22 protein-coding genes and 1 tRNA gene are annotated in these 26,768 nt (G+C 60.8%); 12 read left to right on the top strand and 11 right to left on the bottom strand.

The features are described from left to right. Positions 1-69 precede the first annotated feature (69 nt). The 4 genes from AC1DM5_RS12135 to tesB form a co-directional block, all read right to left on the bottom strand. On the bottom strand, positions 70-2,745 hold the full coding sequence (locus AC1DM5_RS12135; RefSeq protein ID WP_477975046.1) for an FtsK/SpoIIIE family DNA translocase: 2,676 nt from the start codon (positions 2,743-2,745) through the stop codon (positions 70-72). A 238-nt stretch (positions 2,746-2,983) separates the two neighbouring features. Beyond that, positions 2,984-4,417, bottom strand: a complete 1,434-nt coding sequence (locus AC1DM5_RS12130; protein ID WP_477821548.1) for an ammonium transporter — start codon at positions 4,415-4,417, stop codon at positions 2,984-2,986. A gap of 30 nt (positions 4,418-4,447) precedes the next feature. After that, entirely contained in the window at positions 4,448-4,798 is a 351-nt protein-coding gene (locus tag AC1DM5_RS12125) for a P-II family nitrogen regulator (protein WP_007814595.1), read from the bottom strand. Positions 4,799-5,010: 212 nt separating this feature from the next. Continuing rightward, the gene (tesB, locus tag AC1DM5_RS12120; RefSeq protein WP_477821547.1) at positions 5,011-5,895 is read right to left on the bottom strand and encodes an acyl-CoA thioesterase II; all 885 of its coding nucleotides are present in this window, start codon (positions 5,893-5,895) and stop codon (positions 5,011-5,013) included. 84 nt (positions 5,896-5,979) lie between these two features. Here tesB and AC1DM5_RS12115 point away from each other — a divergent pair, with 84 nt between their 5' ends. After that, positions 5,980-7,194 (top strand): ubiquinone biosynthesis hydroxylase, encoded by a 1,215-nt coding sequence (locus AC1DM5_RS12115; protein WP_477821546.1) that lies wholly within the window; start codon positions 5,980-5,982, stop codon positions 7,192-7,194. Positions 7,195-7,270: 76 nt separating this feature from the next. Here the strand turns inward: AC1DM5_RS12115 and AC1DM5_RS12110 are convergent, their stop codons facing one another. The 4 genes from AC1DM5_RS12110 to AC1DM5_RS12095 all read right to left on the bottom strand — a co-directional run bounded on the left by AC1DM5_RS12110 (position 7,271) and on the right by AC1DM5_RS12095 (position 9,779). Beyond that, positions 7,271-7,459, bottom strand: a complete 189-nt coding sequence (locus AC1DM5_RS12110; protein WP_007814601.1) for a Trm112 family protein — start codon at positions 7,457-7,459, stop codon at positions 7,271-7,273. 8 nt (positions 7,460-7,467) lie between these two features. Then, complete coding sequence (locus AC1DM5_RS12105; RefSeq protein WP_007814604.1) at positions 7,468-8,139, bottom strand: LON peptidase substrate-binding domain-containing protein; 672 nt, start codon at positions 8,137-8,139, stop codon at positions 7,468-7,470. A 102-nt stretch (positions 8,140-8,241) separates the two neighbouring features. Further along, the gene (gene trxA, locus AC1DM5_RS12100) at positions 8,242-9,213 is read right to left on the bottom strand and encodes a thioredoxin (RefSeq protein WP_477975044.1); all 972 of its coding nucleotides are present in this window, start codon (positions 9,211-9,213) and stop codon (positions 8,242-8,244) included. Positions 9,214-9,269: 56 nt separating this feature from the next. After that, positions 9,270-9,779: a prolyl-tRNA synthetase associated domain-containing protein gene (locus AC1DM5_RS12095; RefSeq protein ID WP_037101876.1), complete on the bottom strand. Its 510-nt coding sequence runs from the start codon at positions 9,777-9,779 to the stop codon at positions 9,270-9,272. Positions 9,780-10,037: 258 nt separating this feature from the next. On the opposite strand from AC1DM5_RS12095, the gene AC1DM5_RS12090 reads away from it, so the two are divergent. Then, positions 10,038-10,112 (top strand) — tRNA-Gly (locus AC1DM5_RS12090). 72 nt (positions 10,113-10,184) lie between these two features. On the opposite strand, the gene AC1DM5_RS12085 is transcribed toward AC1DM5_RS12090, so the two are convergent. From AC1DM5_RS12085 to AC1DM5_RS12075, 3 genes are all read right to left on the bottom strand, one after another. Beyond that, positions 10,185-11,054 carry an ABC transporter permease gene (locus AC1DM5_RS12085; protein WP_477821544.1) on the bottom strand — a complete coding sequence of 290 codons (870 nt, stop codon included), beginning with the start codon at positions 11,052-11,054 and terminating at the stop codon, positions 10,185-10,187. After that, complete coding sequence (locus tag AC1DM5_RS12080; protein WP_113319798.1) at positions 11,054-11,974, bottom strand: ABC transporter permease; 921 nt, start codon at positions 11,972-11,974, stop codon at positions 11,054-11,056. The genes AC1DM5_RS12085 and AC1DM5_RS12080 overlap by 1 nt, the downstream gene beginning before the upstream one ends. Positions 11,975-12,035: 61 nt before the next feature. Further along, entirely contained in the window at positions 12,036-13,586 is a 1,551-nt protein-coding gene (locus AC1DM5_RS12075) for an ABC transporter substrate-binding protein (protein WP_477821543.1), read from the bottom strand. A gap of 138 nt (positions 13,587-13,724) precedes the next feature. Between AC1DM5_RS12075 and AC1DM5_RS12070 the strand changes: the two genes are divergently transcribed. The 10 genes from AC1DM5_RS12070 to AC1DM5_RS12025 all read left to right on the top strand — a co-directional run bounded on the left by AC1DM5_RS12070 (position 13,725) and on the right by AC1DM5_RS12025 (position 26,767). Next, positions 13,725-14,858 (top strand): ROK family transcriptional regulator, encoded by a 1,134-nt coding sequence (locus AC1DM5_RS12070; RefSeq protein ID WP_477821542.1) that lies wholly within the window; start codon positions 13,725-13,727, stop codon positions 14,856-14,858. An 8-nt stretch (positions 14,859-14,866) separates the two neighbouring features. Beyond that, complete coding sequence (locus AC1DM5_RS12065; RefSeq protein WP_477821541.1) at positions 14,867-16,309, top strand: M81 family metallopeptidase; 1,443 nt, start codon at positions 14,867-14,869, stop codon at positions 16,307-16,309. A gap of 207 nt (positions 16,310-16,516) precedes the next feature. Then, complete coding sequence (locus tag AC1DM5_RS12060) at positions 16,517-17,242, top strand: FadR/GntR family transcriptional regulator (RefSeq protein ID WP_477975042.1); 726 nt, start codon at positions 16,517-16,519, stop codon at positions 17,240-17,242. 79 nt (positions 17,243-17,321) lie between these two features. Beyond that, entirely contained in the window at positions 17,322-18,830 is a 1,509-nt protein-coding gene (locus AC1DM5_RS12055) for an ABC transporter substrate-binding protein (protein ID WP_477821539.1), read from the top strand. 63 nt (positions 18,831-18,893) lie between these two features. Then, a complete protein-coding gene (locus AC1DM5_RS12050; RefSeq protein WP_477975040.1) occupies positions 18,894-19,841 on the top strand; it encodes an ABC transporter permease in 948 nt (315 codons plus the stop codon). Continuing rightward, a complete protein-coding gene (locus AC1DM5_RS12045) occupies positions 19,838-20,722 on the top strand; it encodes an ABC transporter permease (protein WP_477821537.1) in 885 nt (294 codons plus the stop codon). Before AC1DM5_RS12050 ends, AC1DM5_RS12045 begins: the two co-directional genes overlap by 4 nt. A gap of 21 nt (positions 20,723-20,743) precedes the next feature. Continuing rightward, positions 20,744-22,528 (top strand): gamma-glutamyltransferase family protein, encoded by a 1,785-nt coding sequence (locus AC1DM5_RS12040; protein WP_477821536.1) that lies wholly within the window; start codon positions 20,744-20,746, stop codon positions 22,526-22,528. Positions 22,529-22,530: 2 nt separating this feature from the next. Next, on the top strand, positions 22,531-23,286 hold the full coding sequence (locus tag AC1DM5_RS12035) for a DUF1028 domain-containing protein (RefSeq protein ID WP_477821535.1): 756 nt from the start codon (positions 22,531-22,533) through the stop codon (positions 23,284-23,286). 53 nt (positions 23,287-23,339) lie between these two features. Continuing rightward, entirely contained in the window at positions 23,340-25,178 is a 1,839-nt protein-coding gene (locus AC1DM5_RS12030; RefSeq protein ID WP_477821534.1) for an ABC transporter ATP-binding protein, read from the top strand. Between the two features lie 257 nt (positions 25,179-25,435). Next, entirely contained in the window at positions 25,436-26,767 is a 1,332-nt protein-coding gene (locus tag AC1DM5_RS12025) for a glucoamylase family protein (protein ID WP_477821533.1), read from the top strand. Position 26,768 lies beyond the last annotated feature (1 nt).

Here is a 26,768-nt window from a genome sequence, read left to right as displayed (position 1 = left end):
GGTGAAAGGTAACGGATTACATCCTCCGAGGTTTCCACCGGATGGGCTGCGCCATCAAATATTCTTTCCTCAACGGTCGAGGATATCTCCATCCGTCGGCACAAGAATCTCGCGTTTACCGGCATGGTTCGCCGGGCCGATGATGCCCTCTTGCTCCATGCGCTCGATCAGCGATGCCGCACGATTATAGCCGATGCCGAGCCTGCGCTGAACATAAGAAGTTGAGGCCTTTCCGTCGCGCAGCACGATGGCAACTGCCTGGTCATAGGGATCTTCCGAATCGGCGAGATTTGACGTACCTGCCGGACCACCACCATAATCGCCATCCTCGTCGTCATCGGCAGTGATGGCATCGAGATATTGCGGCGAGCCCTGTGTCTTCAGGTAGGAGACGATCTCTTCGACCTCGACGTCGGACACGAACGGACCATGGACGCGCTGGATGCGACCGCCGCCTGCCATATAGAGCATATCACCCATACCGAGCAGTTGTTCGGCACCCTGCTCGCCGAGGATCGTGCGGCTGTCGATCTTGGACGTAACCTGGAAAGAGATGCGCGTCGGGAAGTTCGCCTTGATCGTGCCGGTGATGACGTCGACCGACGGACGCTGCGTTGCCATAATGACATGGATGCCGGCCGCACGCGCCATCTGCGCAAGGCGCTGCACCGCGCCTTCGATATCCTTGCCGGCGACCATCATCAGGTCGGCCATTTCGTCGATGATGACGACGATATAGGGCATCGGCTGCAGGTCGAACTCTTCGGTCTCGTAGACCGCCTCGCCGGTCTGCCGGTCGAAACCGGTCTGCACCGTGCGCGAGATCGTGTCTCCCTTGGCAAGCGCCTGCTCGACGCGCGTATTGAAGCCGTCGATGTTGCGAACACCGATCTTCGACATTTTCTTGTAGCGCTCTTCCATCTCGCGGACGGTCCATTTGAGCGCAACGACGGCCTTCTTTGGATCGGTGACGACAGGGGAAAGCAGATGCGGAATGCCATCATAGACGGAGAGTTCCAACATCTTCGGATCGATCATGATCAGGCGGCACTGCTCCGGCGTCATACGGTAGAGCAGCGACAGGATCATCGTGTTGATGGCAACGGACTTACCCGAACCGGTGGTACCCGCGACGAGCAGATGCGGCATCTTCGCGAGATCGGCGATCACAGCCTCGCCGCCGATCGTTTTGCCAAGCGCCATGGCAAGCTTCGCCTTGGAGCTTTCGAAATCACGCGAGGCGATGAGCTCGCGCAGATAGACGGTTTCACGCGTCTGGTTCGGCAGCTCGATGCCGATCGCATTGCGGCCCGGCACGACGGCGACGCGGGCGGCAATCGCACTCATCGAGCGGGCGATGTCGTCGGCAAGGCCAATGACGCGGGACGACTTGATGCCGGGTGCCGGCTCCAGTTCATAGAGCGTGACGACCGGACCGGGGCGAACATGGATAATCTCGCCCTTGACGCCGAAATCTTCCAGCACGCCTTCCAGCATGCGGGCATTCTGCTCCAGCGCGTCGGCCGAAAGCGTGGAATCGCGCACGACATTCTTCGGCTCCGCAAGCAGATGCATGGAGGGAAGCTGGAAGCCTTCCGGCCGGATGAACGAACCTTGCGCCTCGCGTTCGACGCGGGCGCCGAGCTTTGGACGGGCGGAGGCAGGAATGACACGCGGCTCGGGTTTACCGGCCGATTTGGCCGGYGCGCGGATCATCCAATCGTCATCATCGTCATCGGGCAGGATATCGGCCGGACGCGGCGGCATGTCGGTATTGAATGGCGGATCGTCGTCCTCGTCCTCATCGTCGTTGAGCGAGATAGAAGGCGCCGAAACGACCCGACGGCTCGAAGCGGCACGCGGCTCCATGGAAGGATCCATACGCTCGCCGCGCGCTGTGGGCTTGGCGCGCACCGGCTCGTTCAGCGTACCGAATTCGTCATCGTTGAAGTCATAAGGTGATTCGAAATCGCTCTGGCGGCGCTTACGCGGTCCCATGCCAAAAAGCCGTCGGAAACGTGCCTGGTTCATATACCAGGCGTGCGTCATGGCGCCGCTAAAGGCCATCCAGCGGGACCCGTCGTCCTCATCGTCCTCATCGCCGACGACACGCACCTTGCTGCGCGTATCGACATAATCCTCTTCTTCGTTTTCCTCCTCATCGAGTTCACTGCGGCCAACGATGCCGGCTGCAAAGAGCATCATCCACGCGGTCGGGACGGCGAAGATGCAGCCGACGGCGGTGGCGAAAACGCCGGTCGGATAGGCACCGACAAAGAGTGCAGGAAAACGCAGGATCATGTCGCCGATAACACCGCCGATACCATTCGGGATCGGCCAGGTGAGCGGTGGCGGGAAGCAGCCGATGACGGCGGAGGAAAGTATAGTGCCCACGAGCCAGGCGCCGGCGCGCGCCGGAATACGGCTGATGCGCCGGCCGGAAATCAGCGCCAGCGCCCAGGCAACGATCGGCAGCATCGAAACGACGCTTGCGAGCCCCAGGAACTGCATGGCGACGTCGGCAAAGKCAGCACCGCTATAACCGAGTATGTTGGTCGGCAGGTTACCGGTGGCGTAGGAATAGCTGGGATCGGTGACGTTCCATGTCGCAAGCGCCGCAACCACGAGCGCTAAGACCAGGAAGACCGCAAAGCCGATCAGAGCCTGGATCTGCCGCAGCATGAATGCCGAGAAGGAGAACCGGTCAGGACGACCATCCATCGCCGGCGACGTGCTTCTTGCCATGTGTCTAACCCGTCCAATGCCTGGGGGCACGCGAATCGCCAATGCTTCGCCGCGCCAAATGCGTCCGCTCCACCTAATCAAAGTAGAGTTAAAGCGATGTTAACCATGCATATGCCGGATCACTAAAAAGAAAAGGGCCCGAACCTGTGAAGGTCCGGGCCAAGAGCGGCTTATGGTTAGATAGGCCGCGACGGGCCGTTCAGCGGCGCCCTTGTGCCGGGCGCCGCAAACCCTGTGATCAGGAGTGGTAAGCGGCTTCGCCGTGCGTTGCGAGGTCGAGACCTTCGCGCTCGGCTTCGACCGAAACGCGCAGGCCGATGATGACATCGACGATCTTGTAGAGGATCGCCGAACCAATGCCCGACCAGGCGATCGTGACCAGTACGCCCTTGAGCTGATTGAAGACCTGTGCACCCGTGCCGAGATAGGTGGCTGCGAAGTCTGGTGTCGAATAATCGACGATACCAGCGCCGCCGAGAGCCGGGTTGACGAGGATGCCGGTGCCGATGGCGCCAAAGATACCGCCAATGCAATGGACGCCGAAGACATCGAGCGAGTCGTCATAGTTGAACTTGTTCTTCACGACGTCGACGAAGAAGTAGCAGACCGGCGAGACGAGGAGACCGAGAACGATCGAGCCCATCGGCCCGGCGAAACCGGCAGCCGGGGTAACGGCAACGAGACCAGCGACGGCACCCGAAGCGGCACCCAGCATGGAAGCCTTGCCGCGAGCGAAGCTTTCAACGATGCACCAGGAAACAGCGGCAGCAGCCGTTGCAACGAAGGTGTTGATCATTGCGAGCGATGCATAGCCGTTGGCTTCGAGGTTGGAGCCGGCGTTGAAGCCGAACCAGCCGACCCAGAGAAGCGAGGCACCGACCATCGTCAGGGTCATGGAGTGCGGAGCCATGATTTCCTTCTTATAGCCCGTGCGCTTGCCGAGCATGATGGCGCCGATCAGGCCGGCGACACCGGCATTGATGTGAACGACCGTGCCACCTGCAAAGTCGATCGCGCCGAGGGAGTAGATGAAGCCAGCCGGCGCAGTGTAGGCGCTCGGGCCGCCCCAGAACCAGACCATGTGCGCCATCGGGAAGTAGACGAAGGTGACCCACAGGACGACAAAGAGCATGACGGCCGAGAACTTGATGCGCTCGGCGAAGGCGCCGACGATCAGGGCCGGCGTGATGCAGGCGAAGGTCATCTGGAAGCAGATGAAGGTGAGTTCCGGAATGGCCACACCCTTCGTGAAGGTTTCAGCCAGCGAAGACGGTGTGACACCGGCGAGGAAAGCCTTGGAGAAGCCGCCGACGAAGCTGTTCAGCGAGCCGCCATCGGTGAAGGCGAGCGAATAGCCGTAGGTGACCCAGATGATCATGACGACAGCCGTGATCATGAAGACCTGCATGAGAACCGACAGCATGTTCTTGGCGCGGACGAGACCGCCGTAGAACAGCGCAAGGCCCGGGATGGTCATCAGCAGAACGAGCACCGTGGAGACGAGCATCCACGTATTGTCGCCCTTATCCATCGTCATGGCCGGAGCAGCAGCGGCTGCAGCATCGGCGGCTGCCGGGGCTGCTTCCTGCGCGAAAGCGACGACCGGCGCCAGGAGAGCGGCCGAAAGGGCGCCTACCCGTGCGATGTTGGAGGAAAACTTCGAAATTGACATTGGAAATAGCTCCTTGATCTGCCGTTCTTTTTACAGCGCTTCTGAATCGGTCTCGCCCGTACGGATGCGCACGGCATGGTCGATCGAGTAGACGAAGATTTTGCCGTCACCGATCTGGCCGGTCTTGGCAGATGCTGCGATGGCCTCTACCGCCTTGTCGACGATTTCGGATGCGACCGCGATTTCGATCTTGAGCTTCGGCAGGAAGCTGACCGCATATTCAGTGCCGCGATAGATTTCAGTGTGCCCCTTCTGGCGACCGTAGCCCTTCACTTCGGTCACAGTCAGGCCCTGAATGCCGATCGCCGTGAGGGCTTCGCGGACCTCATCGAGCTTGAACGGCTTGATAATGGCCATCACAATTTTCATCTGGTTTCCCATCCTTCGTTATCCTCGGCGCGGAGCCGACTCTCCTTGCCGCTGACGGTTTCTTGACCAGCGACCGGCGATAGACATTCAAAGGACGTGCCAGATTCGTGACAGTCTATAAGTTATTGAAATATAAAGACTATAATTGATGACGTCAATAAACAGGCAAATGATGGGCCAATAAGCGCACAAATAATGCGCAAATTTATAAATATGCACATTATTTATTCATTTGCCTTTTTCCGAATCAGACCCTCCTGCGCCACCGACGCGATCAGGACACCGGATCGAGTAAAAAGGCTACCGCGAGTCAATCCCCGAGCGCCCGAAGCCGACGGACTGTCCTGCGTATAGAGCAGCCAGTCATCGAGCTTGTTGGGACGGTGGAACCACATGGCGTGGTCGAGGCTTGCAACCTGCAGGTTCTGATCGAAAATGGATGTTCCGTGGGCATGTAGCGACGCATCAAGTAGCGTCATGTCCGAGAGATAGGCAAGCACGGCGGCCTGATAGAGCCTGCTGTCCGGCACGGGACCGGTAGCACGAACCCAGACATCCTGCTGCGGTTCGAGCTTCTCACTCGTAAAATAGTGCTTGAGCGAGACAGGCCGGATTTCGATCGGCCTTTCGCGCTCCCAATATTTGCGTACCGCCGCCGGAGCATGAGCGAGATACTGTTCCTTGATCTGCTGTTCGCCGAGCAGCGTTTCCGGCATCGGCACCGGCGGCATGGGGATCTGGTGGTCAAAGCCTGGTTCCTCGACCTGGAACGAGGCCGACAGCGCGAAGATCGCCTTGCCGTGCTGGATCGCGACGGCCCGGCGCGTGTTGAAGCTCGACCCGTCGCGGATGCGCTCAACCTGATAGATGATCGGCACGGAGGGATCGCCAGGACGCATGAAATAGGCGTGCAGCGAGTGAATGAACCGCTCGCCTTCCACAGTGCGTTGCGCCGCCATCAACGCCTGGGCGATCACCTGCCCACCGAACACACGCTGCCAGCCGACCTGCGGACTGCGGCCGCGAAAGATATCGACCTCGATCGGCTCGATATCGAGGGTCGAAATCAATGTTTCCATAGCGGTGGGCTTGCCCGTTTGTTCCGTCATTTGTTCGGCTCCCGGCGGTAGGAAGTGACAGTATGATGATCTATATAGATCGCATCTGATCGTAGAAAGTAACAGGAGCGGACGATGCTGGACATGCTGGTTGTAGGCGGAGGTTATGTCGGCCTGTCCGTGGCCGTGGCAGTCAAGCAGGCAGCACCGCATCTCAATATCGGCGTCGTCGAAGCGGCACCCGAGCACGCCTGGAAAAAGGACATGCGCGCTTCTGCCATCATTGCGGCGGCGACGAAGATGCTCGAAGTCTTCGGCATCTGGGACGAGATCGAGCCGGAGGCCCAGCCGATCACCAAGATGATCGTAACCGATTCCAAGATGTCCGATCCTGTCCGCCCGATCTTCCTGACCTTCGACGGCGAAGTGGCCGATGGCCGTCCGTTTGCCCACATGATCCCAAATGTCGTTTTGGTCGGCGCGCTGCGCGGCGCCTGCGAGCGGCTCGGTATCGACATCCGCCATGGCTTGAGCGCCACCGGCCTGAAGACGGGTGATACCGATATCGAGATCAGCCTCTCCGACGGCAGCACGCTGCAATCGCGCCTGCTGATCGCCTGCGATGGTGTGCGCTCCAGACTGCGCGATTTTGCAGGGATCAAGACTGTCACCTGGGATTACGGTCAGTCCGGCATCGTCACGACCGTCGAGCACGAACGCCCGCACCACGGCTGCGCCGAAGAACATTTCCTGCCATCCGGCCCCTTCGCCATCCTGCCGCTGCGCAACAACCGCTCGTCACTCGTCTGGACCGAGCGGACGAATGACGCCGTCAGGCTCGTCGCCGCCGACGATCTGGTTTTCGAGGAGGAACTTGAACGCCGCTTCGGCCACAAGCTCGGCGCTCTCAAGGTGGTTGGCGACAAGCGCGCCTTCCCGCTCGGCCTCACACTTGCCCGCTCCTTCGTCGCGCCGCGCTTTGCGCTCGCCGGTGATGCCGCACACGGCATCCATCCGATTTCTGGCCAGGGCCTCAATCTCGGCTTCAAGGATGTGGCCGCCCTCGCCGAAACCATCGTGGACGCCGATCGCCTTGGGCTCGATATCGGCGCCATCAATATTCTGGAGCGCTACCAGAGCTGGCGCCGTTTCGACACCTTCCGCATGGGCGTCACGACAGATGTGTTGAACCGGCTGTTTTCCAATGACATGGCGCCGATCCGCATCGCCCGCGACTTCGGCCTCGGCATCGTCGATCGCCTGCCCGGCCTGAAATCCTTCTTCATCGGCCAGGCGGCAGGAACAACCGCCAAGGACAATCCGCGGCTGCTGTCGGGTGAAACGATCTGAATGAGAGCARTTCCAGCAAAAGTGTGCTGCGGTTTTGCGTCCGGAATTGCGTAAAAACAATGGAACTCTTTAGAGCTCAGTCTTCGAGTGTGCGCGCTTCCGAAACGAGCATGATCGGAATGCCGTCCCTGATCGGATAGGCAAGACGCGCCTTTTCCGAGACCAGCTCGTTGTGTTCGCGGTCATAGGAAAGCCGTCCCTTGGTAAGCGGGCAGACGAGAAGTTCGAGAAGTTTGGGATCGACCCGGCTCAGTTTTTCGTCCATCGCGCCCTCTACTGCAGCACGGTATCGGAATCGCCGAAAACGCGCGCGAGCACGATTTCGGTGATGGCGATCAGGGTTTCCGCCCTTGTCTTGAGATCGGGCGCTTCGAGCAGCGCCTGCTTTTCGGCCGGGCCGAAAGGCGACATCATCGCGAGCGAATTGACGAGGGTAAGGTTGCTCGCCCGCTCCACGCTCTCCCAGTCCGCCTCAAGCTTATTGGCATCAAGATAGGCCTTGAAAGCCGTCAGCAGCGCGCTGCGGTCAACTGCATCTTCTTCGTTCTCGGCGGAGAGATCTGATATGAACGGCGCGATGCGAAAGCTGCGGAATGGTTGGCCATGCGATCTCTCTTCAAGCAGCCGGAAGCGGCACACGCCCGTGAGCGAGACGATATAGCGCCCGTCACCGGTTTCGGCATAGGAGGTAATCCGGCCAAGGCAGCCGACAGCCGCAAGCTCAGGAGCATGAGTCTTGTCTTCATGCTCGCCGTGTGCCGGCTGCACCATGCCGATCAGACGGTTTCCGGTCAGTGCGGCATCGAACATCGCAAGATAACGCGGCTCGAAGATATTGAGCGGCAACTGCCCGGCAGGCAGAAGAAGCGCACCGGTCAAGGGAAAAACTGCAATCTCATCCGGTAGATCGCCGGGCTTCAGATATCTCGCATTGCCGACTTGCATGAAGACTAGTCCCGCGCTCTCTCGGCGCGCGCATTTGCGGCGCCCGTCCTCACGAGAAATGTGGTGTCCTTGTGTAAAAACGCAAGGGCGGATGCGGCAAACTCAGGAAAACAGGATCGATGAAAGCTTGCGACGGGCCGAAACCGTCGCCGGATCCTTGAAGCCCCAAACCTCGAAGAACTGCAGAAGCTGGCGACGCGCACCATCATCGTCGAAGGCGCGATCCTTGCGCATGATGGTGAGCAGGTGCTCGGCAGCCTCATCGCGCTTGCCTTCGACATTGAGGATCTTGGCGAGTTTCAGGCGCGCTTCATGATGATCGGGATTCAATGCCAGCTCACGTTCCAGGGCGACGGGATCGCCGAGCTTGCGGGCTTCTTCGATCTGGTCGAGCTTCTTCAGGACCGCCTGGATGCCGGCATCCTTGCCAAGCTCTTCCGGCAGCTCGCTCAGCATCTGGCGGGCCTCGCCATGCTGGTCGGCTGCGATCAGGCATTCGGCCATGCCTGCAAGCGCCTTGGCATTTTCCGGATCGGCCTGCATGACCGCGCCATAACGCTGGCCCGCTTCGTTGATGTTTCCGGCAGCGAGCAGTTCGCCAGCCTGCGCCAGAGCACCTTCGATTTCGGCAGCCTGATCCGCACCTTCAGGACCTGCAAGACGATCGATGAACTGGCGAACCTGGCTTTCCGGCACCGCGCCCATGAAGCCATCCGCCGGGCGGCCGTTGACGAAGGCGACGACGGCTGGAATGGACTGGATGCCGAGCTGGCCGGCGATCGAGGGATGATCGTCGATATTCATCTTGACGAGCTTGACGCGGCCCTGCCCCTCATTGACAACTTTTTCCAGGACCGGCGTCAGCTGCTTGCACGGACCGCACCATGGCGCCCAGAAATCGACCAGCACCGGCTGGTTGCGCGATTCTTCGAGAACGTCCCTGGTGAAATTTGCCGTCGTCGTGTCCTTGATATACCCGCCGCCCGCCGCAGGCTGAGGTACCGCGCCATAACTTGCCGTTGCCGACATCTGGTTGCCAAAGGAACCGTTATAAGGATTGTCGCTGCCGCTCATAGGTATCTCCCGCCGCGCCGATCTGCCGGCGTCTCTGATAGCGCTAAAATCGTATGTCAGGACGTCACTTTCAAGACAAGCGGCTTATGCCCAGTCGCCTCCATGAATCGTATCAGATCGGCGCTGGCGATCGAAGTCGTCGCATCGTTGGAAAGCGGATGGCAGTTGATGATGTCATCGTGCATCAGATCCGCATCGAGCACGAAAGTGACATTGTTGCCGGCATCGTTGATCGCGCCGAGCGCGGTAACGGCGCCCGGAATGACACCAAGATATTCCATCAGCTTCTCGGGTTTGCCGAAAGAGACGCGGCCGGAAGCACCGATAAGAGTATGAACCTGCTTGAGGTCGACGGCAGCATTTTCTTCCACGGTCAGCAGGAAATAACGATCTTTCTTGTCCTTCACGAACAGGTTCTTGGTGTGCCCGCCCGGGATCTCATCCCGCAGCGCGACCGATTCGGCCACCGTGAAGACCGGTGCATGGTCCTTGGTGCTGTGGACAATGCCAAGGCCATCGAGAAAGGCGAGAAGATCCTGGCGAGTCTTGGGCTTGTTTTCGGTCATCGTCATTCCGTCAGACAGGAGAGGGGCAGATTGGACTGCCTGCTTACGTCTGCCTCATGAGCTTGGCAATCTTCAGGACCGACGCTTTGCCCTGCATTCGCGGCGTTTCCGAAGCCGGTTTTCCACCGCTGGAACTTTTCTTCGTTTTTCCGTCATTTCCCTGTTGCATTTGAAAATCGTTTGGGCGATATAGCGCCCGTCGCCGCAAGGTGGCGCCCACGGTCCGCTACTTACTACCCCGGACCGGTGCGGATTTGAGCGGGTGTAGCTCAGGGGTAGAGCACAACCTTGCCAAGGTTGGGGTCGAGGGTTCGAATCCCTTCGCCCGCTCCAGTTTTCCTAAACTTCCCAACCGAGATGATGAAACGCGCAGTACGCTGCGCATTCGCATCCCTTGTTGCTTTCCTATTTCCGTGGATCGAGCAGGTCGCGCAGGCCGTCGCCGAGAATGTTGAAGCCGAGTACGGTCATCATGATCGCGAGGCCCGGAAAGAGCGACATGTAGATGTTGAGCCCGAGATAGTTGCGGCCATCACTCATCATCGCGCCCCATTCCGGAAGCGGCGGCTGTGCACCGAGGCCGAGGAAGGATAGGCTTGCGGCCGATAGGATGACGGTGCCTGCCGTCAGTGTCGACTGCACGATGATAGGGCCGATCGCATTGCGCAGGATGTAATGCGTCATGATCCGGTGGCGCGACACGCCGAGCGAAATCGCCGCCTCCACATAATCCATCGCCTTGAGGCCGAGCGTCAGGTTGCGGCTGAGCCGCGCGTAGACCGGGACCGAGAAGATCGCGATGGCGATCAGCAGGTTGACGAGACTGGTGCCGAGCACGCTGACGATCAGGATGGCGAGTACGATGCCTGGAAAGGCAAAGAGAATATCCATGCACCACATGATCGCCTGGTCGACATAGCGCCCCGTCATGCCCGAGACAATGCCGAGCGGCACGCCGACCGTGATAGCAAGTCCGACGCTGAGAATGACCTCCAGCAGCGAAATGCGAGCGCCGTAGAGCACGCGGGCGAAAATGTCGCGGCCGTTATCATCGGTGCCGAAGGGATGTTCCCAGGATGGTTCCAGCATGGTCGAAAGCAGATCCTGCGAATAGGGATCGGCCGAGGTGATGAGTGGCGCAAAGATCGCCATCAGGACGATAATGCCGATAAACCCGCCGCCGATGGTGATGCCCTTATGCGTGGCGAGCCAGCGCAAGGCGCGGCGCAGGCCGCTGTTGCCGGTCGAAACCTTTTCCGCTTCGCTCATCGCCATCAGTCGAACCTTATCTTCGGGTTGAGCGCGGCGATCGCCATTTCCGCCAAGAAATTCATGACGACGACACCCGTGACAGCGACGAGCGTCACACCCTGGATGACCGGATAGTCGCGATAGCGCACCGAATCGACGAGCAAGCGGCCGATGCCAGGCCAGTTGAAGACCGATTCGGTGACGACGGCGCCGCCGATCAGACTGCCGAAATTCAGCCCCACGATAGTGACGATCGGGATCAGCGCGTTTCTTAGCGCATGGCTCCAGTAGATCGAGCTGGGCGCCACACCCTTGGCTCGCGCTGTGCGGATATAATCCTGTGCCAATACCTCGATCATGCTGGAGCGCGTCATGCGGGCGATGACGGCCATCGGCAGCACCGCGAGTGTGATCGACGGCAGGATGAAGCTTTTCCACGAGGTGGCGCCAAGAAGCGGCAACCAACCGAGACTGACGGAGAACGTGTTCATCGCCATCAGCGCCAGCCAGAAATTGGCAATGGAAGCGCCGGCGATGGCAAGCAACATCACGGCCTGGTCCGGCCAGCCATGCCGGTAGATCGCGCCGATCATGCCGGCCGGCACGCCGATCGCAATCGCCAGTAGATAGGCGGTGATAGCAAGACCCAACGTAAAGGGCATCCGCTCGGCGATTTCATCGACAACGGGCAGCTTCGACTTGAGGGACATGCCGAGATCGCCCCTGACGGCGCCATAGGCGAACGAACCATATTGTTCGGCAATGCTGCGATCGAGCCCCAGGCGGGCGCGCATATTATCGACCGCCTCCTGCGTGGCTTCGGGGCCGGCCATCATGCGGGCCGGATCGCCGGGAAGCGCGCGGATGGCGATGAAGATGAGCAGCGACACGCCGATCAGGATCAGCGGCAATGCGAGCAGCTTCTTGAGAATATAGGCTTTCATCGGACCGTCATTTTCAGTGAATCAGGCGGGCGGCGCATTGCGCGGCCCGCCCGGTTTCGCATCAGTCCTTGGTGGCTTCCTTGACCACGACCTGGCCTCCCGGGATGACCCAGGCGCCCTTCACATTGTTGCGGGCGGCATAGAGATCCTGCGTCGTATAGAGGAGAACGTGCGGTGCCTGCTCGTTGACCTCCTTTTGGGCATCGACATAGATCGCATTGCGCGCCTTCTCGTCCAGCGTCGAGGCTGCCTTGTCGATCAACTCATCGAGCTTCGGATCGTTGAAGAAGCCGAGATTGGCGCTGGCAGGCGAAGCACTTGCCGAATAATAGAGCGGACGGAACTGCAGGTCGGCGCCATTGACGCCCGAAGACCACGACGCGATCACCGAACCCGTATTGGCAGCCGCCTTGCCGGCCGGATCGGCAAAGGCCGCCTTCGCCCAGACGCCGCTTTCCATGCGCTGCACGTCAAGCTTCACGCCGGCCTTCGCCCACATGGCCTGCAGCAGTTCGCCGATGCGTGCCTCGGGCTCCTGCACGATTGTTGTCATCGAGAAGCCATCAGGATAGCCGGCATCGGCGAGCAGCTTCTTCGCCTTGTCAACGTCATAGGTGTAAGGCGCAAGCGTCTTGTCATAGCCGGGTGTGACCGGCGCCAACGGCGAATTTGCCGGCGTCGCATTGCCCTGCATGATCGCCTTGACGAGGCCGTCGCGGTCGGTCGCATAGTTCAGAGCCTGGCGCACACGCGCATCGTCGAGCGGCTTCAGCTTCGTGTTGAGCGAAACCCAGAACACCGCCGAACCGTCTGATTTGTTGACCTTCATGTCCGGATTGGCTGCGAGCTGCTTGGCAAAGGCCGCCGGCAGCGGGTTGACGATATCGGCATCGCCCGTCTGCAGTGCCATGTTCATGACCGACGGCTCAGCTGTCCAGGTCCACTTGATCTCGTCGGCGCCCTTGGCCGCGCCACCCCACCAGTCGGGATTCTTCGTTTCCAGCACATATTCGCCGGACTTGTATTCCTGCAGTTTGTAGGGACCGGTGCCGGCGGCCTTGCTGCCGATCGTGCCGGCAGCATCCGCGGTCGGGCTGACCATCAGGCAGGCGCCGGTGGTCAGAAGCGCTAGGAAGGCCGGGTAAGGCTTCTTGAGCTTGAATTGCACGGTCGAGGAATCGACAGCCGTAACGCTGTCGATAAAGGTGCGCAGACGACCGCTGGCGGCAAGGCCGCGCTTGGTGTCGAGATGGCGGGCGAAGTTCTTCGCCACAGCATCGGCATCAAACGGCGTGCCGTCATGGAATTTCACGCCCTGGCGTAGCTTGAAGGTCCAGACAATGCCGGCAGCGTCGCTCGACCATTCGGTGGCAAGCGCCGGCTGCAGGCTCAAATCCCTAGCGCGGGAAAGTAAGCCCTCATACATCGGATCCAGAACCGCGGCTGTAAACGTCGCCGTCTGATCACCCGGATCCATCGAGCGCGGCGCTTCTGTCTGCATGACCGTCAGCGTGGAAGCGAAGGCTGAAAACGGCGCAAACAGCGCTCCGGCGACGGCGCAGCTCAATGCGAAATGGCGAGTACTGATAAATCTCTTGCGAATGATTTCCATTGGTTCACCCTCTTGTTGATTCTTAAAACCGGCCCTCAGGTCGGCTTTGATCAATTTTGTAATTTATTTTGGTTGATTGGTTCATTTTGTAAACTTATTGTCAAGGCTAAATAGCACGTCGGCAGATCGGGAATTTGTATGTTCAATTCGTCGCAGCGCGAGCTCCTGCGGGTCATAAGCGAGTCAGGCCCCTTAAGCCGGACCGATCTTGCTTCCGCGATCGGGCTCAGCAAAGCGGCGATGAGCGGCATTGCCCGCGAGCTGATCGATCGCGGCGTGCTGCACGAGACGGAGACCGTCTACGGCCAGGGCCGGCCCTCCGTACTACTCGACCTGAAACCCGAATGCGCCTTCTTCATTGGCATCTCGCTTCTTGAAGATCCCGCGCCGATGATCCTCAGCGATCTCAACGGCAATATCATCGCCCGTCAGCAGTTGCCCCATTCCCGTGATCCCAAGGTCATCGCCAATGCCATCGCCTACGGCCTGCCGGAAATCCTGAAGGGCCACCCGCAGGCAAGCTCGAAGCTTGCCGGCATCGGCGTGGCGCTATCCGGTTTCGTCGATGAAAAGCAGGCAACCTGTGTGCAATCCACTCTGCTTGGCTGGCAGGACGTGCCGCTTGCCGAAATCATCCGTCACGCAAGCGGCGTCGATACCTTCATCGAAAACGACGCCAAGGCCGTCGCCGTCAGCGAGAAGCTGTTCGGCATAGCCCGCGACACGCCGAATTTCTCGGTCGTCTCGCTCGGAGACGGCATCGGCTGTGCCCATTTCATCGACGGCAGGCTCTATCGCGGCAATCATGGCGGTGCGGGCGAAATCGCCCATGCGACGATCGAGCCGGGCGGCGCGCCCTGCCGCTGCGGCAAGCGCGGCTGCCTGGATACCATCGCCTCCATGAAGGCGATCAAGGAGATGGCGCGGGCCGCCGGTCTGAAATGCACTTCTCTGTCCGAGCTGGAAGAGGAAGCCTCGCTCGGCACCGCCGAGGCGATCGCCATCATCCACAAGGCCGGCGCAGCCCTCGGTCTTGCGATCTCGCACCTGATCCAGATGAACGACCCAGGCATGATCCTCGTGACCCATGTCGAGGGCTCTTTCGACGGCTTGTTCGGCACGGTCGTGCAGCAGGCGATCGAAGCCAATGTTCTTCCGCGTTATGCCGGCCAGACGCCGATCCGCACCCGTCGCGTCGATAGTGACGTCTGGGCGCGGGGCGCTGCCAGCATCGCCGCCCATAATTTCCTGATTGGTCCCAATTTAAGCTGAGGTTTCCCATGCGCATCGCCGTCGGTGGCATTCACATCGAATGCAGCACATACAATCCCGTCCTGAACGAGGAGAAGGATTTCCGGGTGGTGCGCGGCGAAGGATTGCTGGCAGCCCCCTATTTCGCGTTCCTTGGGGACTACGACGCCGAATTCCTGCCGACGATCCATGCCCGCGCCATCGCCGGCGGCCCGGTCGCGCGCCACACCTATGAGGCCTTCAAGGCCGAGTTCCTGGAACGCCTGAAGCCACTGCTGCCACTCGACGGCCTCTATCTCGCCATGCACGGCGCCATGTATGTCGAAGGCATGGAAGATGCGGAAGGCGACTGGATCAGTGCAGCCCGCGCGCTCGTCGGCGATCACTGCACGATTTCGGCCAGTTATGACCTGCATGGCAACGTCACCCAGCGCATCCTCGATGCGCTCGACATGTACTCCACCTATCGCACTGCGCCGCATATCGATGTCGAGGAGACCATGCGCCGCTCGGTCTCCATGCTGGTGAAAAGCCTGAAGACGGGCGTGAAACCCACCTTGCTCTGGGCGCCAATCCCCGTCGTCCTGCCGGGCGAACGCACCAGCACCGTCGATGAACCAGCAAAGAGCCTTTACGCCGAACTGCCCGGCATCGACGCGCTCGACGGCGTCTGGGATGCTTCGCTGATGGTCGGCTACGTCTGGGCTGACGAACCCCGCGCCACCGCCGCCGCCATCATGACCGGCACGGACCGCGCGGTGCTGGAGCGCGAGGCAAAGCGCCTGGCAAGGGCCTATTGGGACGTACGTGAGGAATTCGTGTTCGGCTGCGAGACCGGCTCGATCGAGGAGTGCGTCACCAAGGCGATCGCCAGTCCCACCGGCCCCGTCGTGCTTGCCGAATCCGGCGACAACCCGACCGGCGGCGGCGTGGGCGACCGAGCCGACGTATTGGCCGAACTGATTGCAAAGGGCGCTACCGGTGTCGTCTTCGCCGGCATCGCCGATAAGGCGGCCACCGAGACCTGCTATGCTGCGGGCATCGGCGCCACCCTGGAGCTGACGGTCGGCGCCTCGCTCGATACCAAGGGCAGCAAGCCGGTGACGGGACGCTTCATGGTGAAGTTCCTCCGCGAAACCGCTGACGCGGCCGACCGCCAGGCCGTCGTTTCCATCGGTGGCATCGATCTGGTGCTCTCCGCCAAGCGCCGCCCCTATCACAACATCGTCGATTTTACCCGCCTCGGTCTTGATCCGCGCACGGCAAAGATCGTCGTCGTCAAGTCGGGTTATCTCTCGCCGGAACTCGCACCGATCGCCAATCCCAACCTCATGGCGCTCTCGGCCGGTGTCGTCGACCAGTTCGTCGAGCGCCTGCCGCGCCTGCGCAAAGAGCACCCGACCTATCCTTTCGACAAGGATTTCGGCTTCGAGCCGCAGGCTTTCCTTTCTGCGCGCTCCGCGAACCGCTGAGGCTTGAAAGGCGAACCAATTGATTTTTGGTACCGCACGCTTGCCTGGCGTGCGGTTCTCGTCAAAACGTGCGCCTACCTTTGGATCTGCCGTAAATCCTTGCCATTCGATCAATAAACGGGCAGATATTTATTTGCACAAAAAAGCGCTTGACGATCCGCTGGATTTGGTTTGCATTGAACCAATATTAAATTGGTTCAGCCAATCATGGACGAAACGCAAGGCAATTCGAACTACGCGCTGGAGAAGCTGAGGGCTCTCCTGCAGTCGGATAGTCTCGATGCCGATGGCAAGCTGCCAACCGAACGTACGCTCTCCGAAATCCTCGGCGTCAGTCGCCGCTCCATCCGCCGCGCCCTGGAAGTGCTGGAAGCCGAAGGCCGCATCTGGCGCCGGCAAGGCTCCGGCACCTTTGCCGGCAAGCGGCCGGACGGTTGGAGCAACCATGTCGATTCCATCATCGCCGACACCGATCTCATGGAAATCATGGAAGTGCGCCTGCGCGTCGAACCGCAGCTTGCGCAGCTTGCGGCCATGCGCGCCAAGGCGGCCGATGTCGAGCGTATGTATGATCTGGTGAAGAAGATCTACGAAAGCACGGATGCCGACGGCCGCGAACTCTGGGATGGCGCGCTGCATCGCCAGATCGCCCAATGCGCCGGCAATACATTCTTCCTGACGATCTTCGACGTCATCAACCGAGTGCGCCAGGACGAAGCCTGGCAGACGATCCGCGAGCGCGCCCGCAGCGCCAGCCGCACGCGCGAAGTCACCCATGGCCAGCACACAGCCATCGTCGATGCTATCGCCGCCCGCGATCCGGGAAAAGCCGGCGAAGCCATGCGCCAGCACCTGCTGACGCTGCAGGAAAGCYTCATCCGCATCACCTCTCTCGACCACAGCGGAACGGAGGTCGAGAAGGAGCCTACCTGAGCGGGGAAAAAGCACAGCGGAGATAACCGACGGCTCGGCACGACAAACGTGAAACAAAAACATAACAGAGGAGAATGAAATGAAATTCGCCAGATTGCTGACCACAGCCGCAGCGGCAGCGCTTTTTGCGCTTCCCGCTTTCGCGACCGAACTGAAGATCGGCCTGCAGGACGACGCCGACGTGCTTGATCCCGCGCAGTCGCGCACCTTCGTCGGCCGTATCGTCTATACCGCGATGTGCGACAAGCTCGTCGACGTCTCGTCCGACCTGAAGATCGTGCCGCAGCTTGCGACGGAATGGAACTGGTCGGCCGACGGCAAAGCGCTCACCATGAAGCTTCGCCAGGGCGTGAAGTTCCAGGATGAGACGCCCTTCAACGCTGAAGCCGTCGTCGCCACCATCGAGCGCAACATGACCCTGCCGGAATCGCGTCGCAAGAGCGAGCTGAGCTCCGTCCAGAAGGTCGAGGCGTCAGGCGAATACGAAGTCAAGTTCACGCTGAAGAGCCCCGACGTCACTCTGCTGGCCCAGCTTTCCGACCGCGCCGGCATGATCGTCTCGCCGAAGGCCGCAAAGGAACTCGGCGCGAAGTTTGGCGACCATCCCGTCTGCGCGGGCCCCTTCAAATTCGTCGAACGCGTCCAGCAGGACCGTATCGTGCTCGAAAAGTTCCAGGACTACTGGAACAAGGACAATGTCTTCATCGACAAGCTTACCTATCTACCGATCCCGGATTCGACCGTACGCCTCGCCAACCTGCGCTCCGGCGATCTCGACATGATCGAGCGTCTGGCCGCAACCGATGCCGAAACGGTCAAGAGCGATCCGAAACTCGTCTACACGGATGTCGTCAACACGGGCTGGCTCGGCATCTACGCCAATATCGGCAACGGCGCGCGCGCCGACAACCCGATGGGCAAGGACAAGCGCCTGCGCCAGGCCTTCTCGCTGGCGATAGACCGCGATGCTGCCATGCAGATCGTCTTCGAAGGCACCGGCGTCGCCGGCAACCAGCCTTTCCCGCCGAGCAGCCCCTGGTTCGACAAGGACGTCCCGGTTCCGGCCCGCGATGTCGAGAAGGCGAAGGCCCTCGTCAAGGCGGCTGGCTTCGACCGCATTCCGGTTGAAATGCAGGTTCCGAACAGCCCCGTCGTCATGCAGATGATGCAGATCATCCAGTCGATGGTCGCCGAAGCGGGCTTCGACCTGACCCTGAAGGCGACGGAATTTGCGACCCTGCTCAACGAACAGACCGCCGGAAACTATCAGCTCAGCCGTTCCGACTGGTCCGGCCGCGTCGATCCTGATGGCAATATCCAGCAGTTCGTCACCTGCGGAGCCGGCCTGAACGACAGCAAATATTGCAATGCCGACGTCGACAAGCTGCTGAACGAGGCTCGCCAGTCTCCTGACGATTCCGTGCGCAAGCAGAAATATGATGCCGCAACCGCAATCCTAAATGACGATTTGCCGATCATCTTCCTTGGCCACCAGTCCTGGATCTGGGCGCTGCACAAGAACATCACCGGCTTCGTTGCTTCGCCCGACGGCATGATCCGCCTCGTCGGCGTGAAGAAGGAAGGCTGATAGCCCACACTTGAGGGACGCGGCGGACTTCCGCCGGGTCCCGCTAATGCTATCGGAGCGCCCATGTACAGGTTCATCGCCAAGCGGCTGCTAGTCGCCATTCCAACTCTGCTGATCATTTCGATCTTCGTCTTCTCGCTGCAGAAGCTACTGCCGGGCGATCCGGTTCTGGCCATGGCCGGCGAAGAACGCGACCCGCAGGTGCTGGAGTTCCTGCGGGAAAAGTATCACCTCAACGATCCCGTCCCCTACCAGTATTTCCACTGGCTGGGCTCAGCGCTTCAGGGTGATCTTGGCATTTCGCTGCGCACCAACCAGCCGGTGCTCGAACTCGTTGCCGAAAAGCTGCCGGTCACCATCCAGCTTGCGATCATGTCGATGATCTTCGCCTTCGTCATCGGCGTCCCCATGGGCATCCTGGCCGCGGTCAAGAAAAACACGATCATTGACTATCTCGCCAACCTCATCGCACTCACAGGCCTGTCGATCCCGAACTTTTGGCTCGGCATCATGCTGATCCTGCTGGTCTCGGTGAATCTCGGCTGGCTTCCAGCCTCGGGCTACGAGCCGTTCTTCTCCAATCCATTGCGCTCGATCCAGACGATGCTAATGCCCTCCTTCGTGCTCGGCAATGCACTTGCCGCCACACTGATGCGCCACACCCGGTCGGCGATGCTGAGCGTCTTGAGCGCCGACTATATCCGCACTGCCCGCGCCAAGGGGCTTTCGGAAAGATCCGTGGTCTTGGAGCACAGCTTCCGCAATGCCCTCCTACCGATCGTCACACTCACTGCTCTGTTGTTTGGCGAGCTGCTTGCCGGTGCGGTCCTCACGGAGCAAATCTTCACCATTCCCGGCTTCGGCAAGCTCATCGTCGATGCCGTCTTCAATCGCGATTACGCCGTCGTCCAGGGCGTCGTCATCTGCACGGCGATTGGCTTTATCCTGATGAACCTTGTGGCCGATGTGCTCTATGTTCTTCTCAATCCGCGCATGAGAGCTTCGCTATGACCGCAATCGATCAAGTCGCAGCCGCGCCCGCCACGTCTGCAGAGCAGCGTTCGCCGAGCCGCGCCTGGCGCAAGCTGAAAGCCAACAAGGGCGCGCTCGTCGGCCTCGCCATCATCGCCTTCTTCGCAATCCTTGCCATCATCGCGCCGCTCCTGCCGCTCCCCGATCCGAACGCCACGAGCTGGTCGACGATCCGCAAGGCGCCATCCGCCGCCCATTGGCTCGGCACTGATGATATCGGTCGCGATATTCTCTCCCGCATGATCTGGGGCGCGCAGGCCTCGCTGATGGCCGGCGTCTTTTCCGTGGCGATCGCCGTTCTGATCGGCGTGCCCTTCGGCCTGATCTCAGGCTATTTCGGCGGCTGGATCGACATGATCATCTCCCGCATCACCGAAGCCTTCCTGGCGATGCCTTTCTTGATCACCGCGATCGCGCTTGCCGCCTTCCTCGGCCCGAGCCTCAGCAATGCGATGATCGCGATCGGCCTTTCGGCCATGCCGATTTTCGTGCGGCTGACGCGTGGCCAGGTACTGGCGGTCAAGACCGAGGAATACATCGAAGGCGCGCGCTCTATCGGTCTTCGCCATTTCAGCATCATCACCCGCTACATCCTGCCGAATGTTTTCGCACCGATCCTCGTGCAGGCGACGTTGACGATCGCGACCGCCATCATCGCCGAAGCCAGCCTCTCCTTCCTCGGCCTCGGCCAGCAGCCGCCGGCGCCAAGCTGGGGTTCGATGCTGAACGTTGCCAAGAACTTCCTGAGCCAGGCGCCGTGGATGGCGATGTGGCCCGGCATTGCCATCTTCCTCGTCGTTATCGGTTTCAATCTCTTGGGCGACGGCCTGCGCGATGCGCTCGATCCGCGCGAAGCATGACCCTTCGAAAGGACATATGAAATGACCGCATTCACGACCCGCCCCGAAATTCTGGGCACATTCGGCGTCGTCACCTCTACGCACTGGATTGCTTCGGCCGTCGGCATGAGCATCCTGGAAAAGGGCGGCAACGCCTTCGATGCGGCGGTTGCTACCGGCTTCACCTTGCAGATCCTCGAGCCGCACCTCGTCGGCCCCGGCGGTGACATGCCGGCGATCATCTATTCCAAGAAGAAGGACAAGGTCGAGGTCATCTGTGCCCAAGGCCCTGCCCCGGCAGGCGCCACTATCGAGCACTATACGTCCGAGGGCCTGAAGCTGATCCCCGGCGACGGCCTTCTGGCAACCGTCATTCCCGGCTCCTTCGACGGCTGGATGCTGATGCTGCGCGACTACGGCAGGCTGAGCGTGCGCGACGTGCTGGAGCCGGCAATCTATTACGCCGAAAACGGCCATCCCATGCTGCCGCGCGTTTCCGCCACCATTAAGGGGCTCGCCGAATTCTTCGAAAAGGAATGGCCGACCTCCTATGAGACCTGGGTGCCGGGCGGCTCGGTTCCCGAGCCACATTCCAACTTCAAGAACCCGGTTCTCTCTGAGACCTGGAAGCGCATCATTTCCGAAGCGGAAGCAAAGCAGGGCCGCGAGGCGCAGATCGAAGCGGCCCGCGACGCCTTCTACCGCGGCTTCGTCGCCGAGAAGATCGCAAACTATCTGAAGACGGCCGAAGTGATGGATGCGAGCGGCAGCCGCCACAAGGCGGTGCTGACGGCTGACGACATGGCCAACTGGTCGGCAAAGATCGAAGAGCCGCAGACCTACGACTATCACGGCTGGACGGTTGCCAAGATCGGCCCCTGGGGCCAGGGGCCTGTCTTCCTGCAGACCCTGTCGATCCTTAGGGATATGGATATCGCCTCGATGGCGCCAGATGGTGCCGATTTCGTCCACACTGTCACTGAAGCCATGAAGCTCGCCTTCGCCGACCGCGAGGTCTACTACGGCGATCCTGACTTCGCCGATATACCGCTCGACCATCTTCTGTCGGACACCTACGCCGCCGCCCGCCGCAAGCTCATCACGGGCGAAGCCTCCTTCGATCTTCGCCCCGGCAAGGTGGCGGGTTTCGAGCAGCAATATGATGTGACGATGGACATGCTCGGCGCCGATTCCAAGACCGGCGCCGTCTACGAGCCGACCATGGCGCATCTGACGGAAAAGCGCGGCGACACCGTCCACATCGACGTCATCGACCGTGAAGGCAACATGGTCTCAGTCACCCCCTCGGGCGGCTGGCTGCAGTCTTCGCCGATCATTCCGGGCCTCGGCTTCTGCCTGAATTCGCGCGCCCAGATGTTCTGGCTCAAGCCCGGACTTCCGACATCGCTTGCTCCTGGCAAGCGCCCCCGCACCACGCTGACGCCTTCGCTTGGCCTTTATGAAGGACGCCCGACGCTCGCCTTCGGCACGCCCGGCGGCGACCAGCAGGAACAGTGGCAGCTCTCCTTCTTCCTGCGCTATGTACACCACAAGATGAACCTGCAGGCGGCAATCGACCAGCCGCTCTTCCACACCTCGCACTTCCCCGGCTCCTTCTATCCGCGCACGCGTGAACCGGGTGGTCTGATGGTGGAAGGCAATTTCAGCGCTACCGTACTCGACAGTCTGCGTGCCCGCGGCCACAAGCTCACCGTCGCCGAGCCTTGGACCATCGGCCGCCTGACGGCAGCCCGCCGCGATGCCGACGGTCTGTTGCGTGCCGCCGCCACACCGCGCCTCATGCAGGCCTATGCGATCGGGAGATAAGCATGACCTGGTCCATCGTCGCCCGTGATCCTGAGACAGGCTATCTCGGCATTGCCGTCGCCACCCGCTTCTTTGCGGTCGGCGGGCTGGTGCCGCATATCCGCGGCGGCATCGGCGCAGTCGCGACGCAGGCCTTCGTAAGCCCGCTCTACGGTACGGATGGGCTCGCTTTGCTTGCTACCGGCAAGGCGCCGGATGAGATCATCGCTGAACTGACCGCCCGTGATGCCGGCCGAGACCAACGCCAGCTTCACCTGATCGATGCGCTCGGCCGCAATGCCGCCTTCACCGGCGCCAAATGCATCGATTGGGCCGGTCATCTGATCGACGACAATGTTTCCGTCGCTGGCAATATGCTGGCCGGCCCCGATGTCGTCGCCGAGACGCTTGCCACCTATAAGAAGGCGATGGATAAGCCCTTCATCGAGCGCCTGCTCGAAGCCATGCAGGCCGGCGAGGATGCCGGCGGCGACAAGCGTGGCAAGCAGTCTGCCGCTCTCCTCGTCCACCGCGATCAGGATTATCCCTGGCTCAGCATCCGCGCGGACGATCATCCCGATCCGCTCGCCGAACTGCGCCGGCTCTATGCGGTAGCGCAGGAGCGCTACATGCATGTGGCCGAAACGATGGCGACCAAAGCCAACCCGAACGGAATGATTGACAGGCGCGAGATCGATGAAAAGATCGCGGCGCTGGAAGCCGCGCGCCTTGCGGAAGGACGGCCGTCTGCCTCTTTCGCCACGCCTTTGAAGACCTGAAGCCTCTCCGGAAGAAGAACCTGCCTCCGGCACAAAAAGAATAAGGGAACGATATGAGTGATCAGCCTGCAGCATCCGTCTCTCCGGTTCTTTCCGTCCGGAACCTGGCAACCTCTTTTCTCGCCGACGGCGAGTGGAGATCCGTCGTCCGTAATGTCTCCTTCGATGTCATGCCGGGGGAAACAGTCGCCATCGTCGGCGAGAGCGGGTCTGGCAAGAGCGTCACCTCGCTTTCCATCATGCGCCTGCTCGCCAAGGGCTCAAGCCGCGTCGAAGGCAGCATCACGCTCAACGGCCGCGATATCCTTTCCCTCTCCGACAAGGAGATGCGTTCCGTGCGCGGCAAGGATGCCGCCATGATCTTTCAGGAACCGATGACCAGCCTGAACCCGATCTTCACCATCGGCCGGCAGATTTCCGAGGCACTCACCTGCCACGGCGATATCAGCAAGGCTGACGCACGAGCCGAAACCATCCGCCTCCTGGAGAAGGTGCGCATTCCGAATGCCGCCTCCCGCTTCGATGAATATCCGCACCAGTTTTCCGGCGGCATGCGCCAGCGCGTCATGATTGCTATGGCACTCGCGTCAAGGCCGAAGCTTTTGATCGCCGACGAACCGACCACGGCGCTCGACGTCACCATCCAGGGCCAGATCCTCGACCTCATCAAGGTGCTGCAGGAAGAGGAAGGCATGTCCGTTCTCTTCATCACCCATGACATGGGCGTCGTCGCCGAGATCGCCGATCGCACTATCGTCATGTATCGCGGCGAAGCGGTCGAAACCGGCACGACAGACGATATCTTCAATCGCGGCAAACATCCCTATACGCGCGCCCTGCTCTCTGCCGTGCCGCGGCTCGGCTCGATGGATGGCCGCAAATGGCCGTTGCGTTTCCCGGTGATCGACACCGCGACTGGCGAACGCCGCGAGCCGGTAGAAGTGGCCGAAACCGTCGACCGCCGCAAGACGCCAATCCTCGAAGTGAAGAACCTCGTCACCCGCTTCGATATTCGCGGCGGCCTCCTCGGCCGCAAGACTGGCGCCATCCACGCCGTGGAGGATGTGTCCTTCGAACTCTTCCAGGGCGAGACGCTGTCGCTCGTCGGCGAATCCGGCTGCGGCAAATCCACCACCGGACGTTCGATCACCCGTCTGGTGCAGCCGAATGGCGGCTCCGTCAGCCTTGACGGTTATGACGTGCTGAACCTCGACGCCATCAGCCTGCGTCACATGCGCCGCAGCATCCAGATGATCTTCCAGGACCCCTTCGCGAGCCTCAATCCGCGCATGACCGTGGGAGCGGCCGTCGCCGAACCCATTGTCGAACATGGTCTAGGCACCCGCGCCCAGGCCCGCGAAAAGGCGGCCGACCTGCTCGAACGCGTCGGCCTGAAGCCGGATATGATGAAGCGCTACCCGCATGAATTTTCCGGCGGCCAACGCCAGCGCATCTGCATCGCCCGCGCTCTTGCGCTCGACCCGAAGGTGATCGTCGCGGATGAAAGCGTGTCCGCCCTCGACGTTTCGATCAAGGCGCAGGTCTGCAATCTGCTGATGGATCTGCAGCAGAGCCTCAACCTCGCCTTCCTTTTCATCTCCCACGACATGGCGGTCGTCGAACGTGTCAGCCACCGCGTTGCGGTCATGTATCTTGGCGAGATCGTCGAGATCGGCCCGCGCGAAGAGCTCTTCCGCAATCCGCAGCATCCCTACACCAAGAAGCTGATGGCGGCTGTTCCGGTGCCGGATCCCGCCCGCCGCGGCATCCGCCGCAACCTCGGCACCGACGAACTGAAAAGCCCCGTCCGCCCCGTGGGTTACGTGCCTCCGAAGCGTCAGTTCCGTGAGGTCGTAGCAGGCCATATGGTGCGGATGGAGGAAGCCGCCTGAGCTAGCCCAGGAGGCTCAACCGACAGCTTAAGGATGGTAGGTATTGCACGGGACGGACCACATCCCGGGGGGTGCGGTTTAATCCCTTTTGCTGCATCGCTTATATCATTTATTCCAGATATTATTTCACTGGGAATTATTAACGCCAATCGCCGACGTTTGTGTTCTCTTATCCTTGCGAATCAAAAAGGTTTGATTTGCCTGGGGGCAGCCACCATGTTGAAGCATGGGGCGATAGAACAGTTGGGCAGGAGCACATGCTGCAACGGATTGAAGACATTGATGCCGCGCTAGTCGACAGGCTGCAGCACTCAGCGTTCAAATATTTCCTGAAATATTCCAATTCTGAAAACGGCCTTGTGCCGGATACGTCGATCCCCGGCGTGCCGGCGAGCATCGCTGCGGTCGGCTTCGGACTTTCCTCCTATCCTGTCGGCGTGGAGCGCGGCTGGATCAGCCGCGCGGAAGCTGCAGAGCGCGTCTTCAACACGCTGCACTTTTTCGCCAACGCCAAGCAGGGCACAGAACGCCACGCGACCGGGCATCGCGGCTTCTTCTACCACTTCCTGCACGTGGATACCGGCAACCGCGCCTGGAACAGCGAGCTTTCGACCATCGATACCGCTCTGCTCGTCGCCGGCATCCTGACCGCCGCACAATATTTCGACGGCGAGGATCAAACCGAGACCGAGATCCGCACGCTCGCAAAATTCATCTATGAGCGCGTCGACTGGCGCTGGGCGCTGAACAAGGGCGATTGTATCTCGATGGGCTGGAAGCCCTCTTCGGGCTTTCTGCGCTGGCGCTACCATGGCTTCGATGAAGCGATCATCCTCTACACACTGGCGCTGGCATCACCGACCTACCCGATCCCGCAATCGAGCTACGACGCCTTCACGGCAAGCTATTCGTGGATGATCTTCAACGAGCAGCCCTATCTCTACGCCGGCCCGCTCTTCATCCATCTCTTCTCCCATGCCTGGATCGATTTCCGAGGCATCCAGGACAAGCCGATGGTCGAGCGGAACTGGGACTATTTCCGCAACACGCAGGTCGTCATCAACGTCCAGCGCGACTACGCGGAACGCAATCCCGGCCAGTTCGTCGGCTACAGCAAGGATATCTGGGGCTTCACGGCTTGCGATGGCCCGCCGCCGACGCGGCGCATGCGCGGTGGCCGCAGCCCGAAAGTACTGGGTTATGCCGCCCGCGGTGCTCCGCTCGGCCCCGATGACGGCACGATCGCGCCCTGGGCAGCGCTCGGCTGCCTGCCTTACGACCGGCAGGCTGCCCTAGACGGCACCAAGGCGCTGCTGACGACCTATCCGAACCTGCTTCTGGAAGGCGGCTTCCCCGGCGGCTTCAACCCGACAGTCCAGACCAAGCGGCCTGAGGGCTGGGTCGATGACCGAACCGTGGCCATAGACCAGGGCCTCCTCGTCATGACGGTCGAGAATGACCGCTCAGACTTCATCTGGAAGCTGATGCGCAGGAATCCGGTCATCCGCCTCGGCCTCGAGCGCGCTGGCTTCACCGGCGGCTGGCTGGCTGGCGAAGAGCCGCAGGAGCTGGCTTTGAAGGCAGGCTGAA

Source organism: Rhizobium sp. 01T437 (assembly GCF_056398505.1).
The sequence above is the reverse complement of the archived record's forward strand: the minus strand, read 5'-3'. Positions and strand labels throughout refer to the sequence as shown.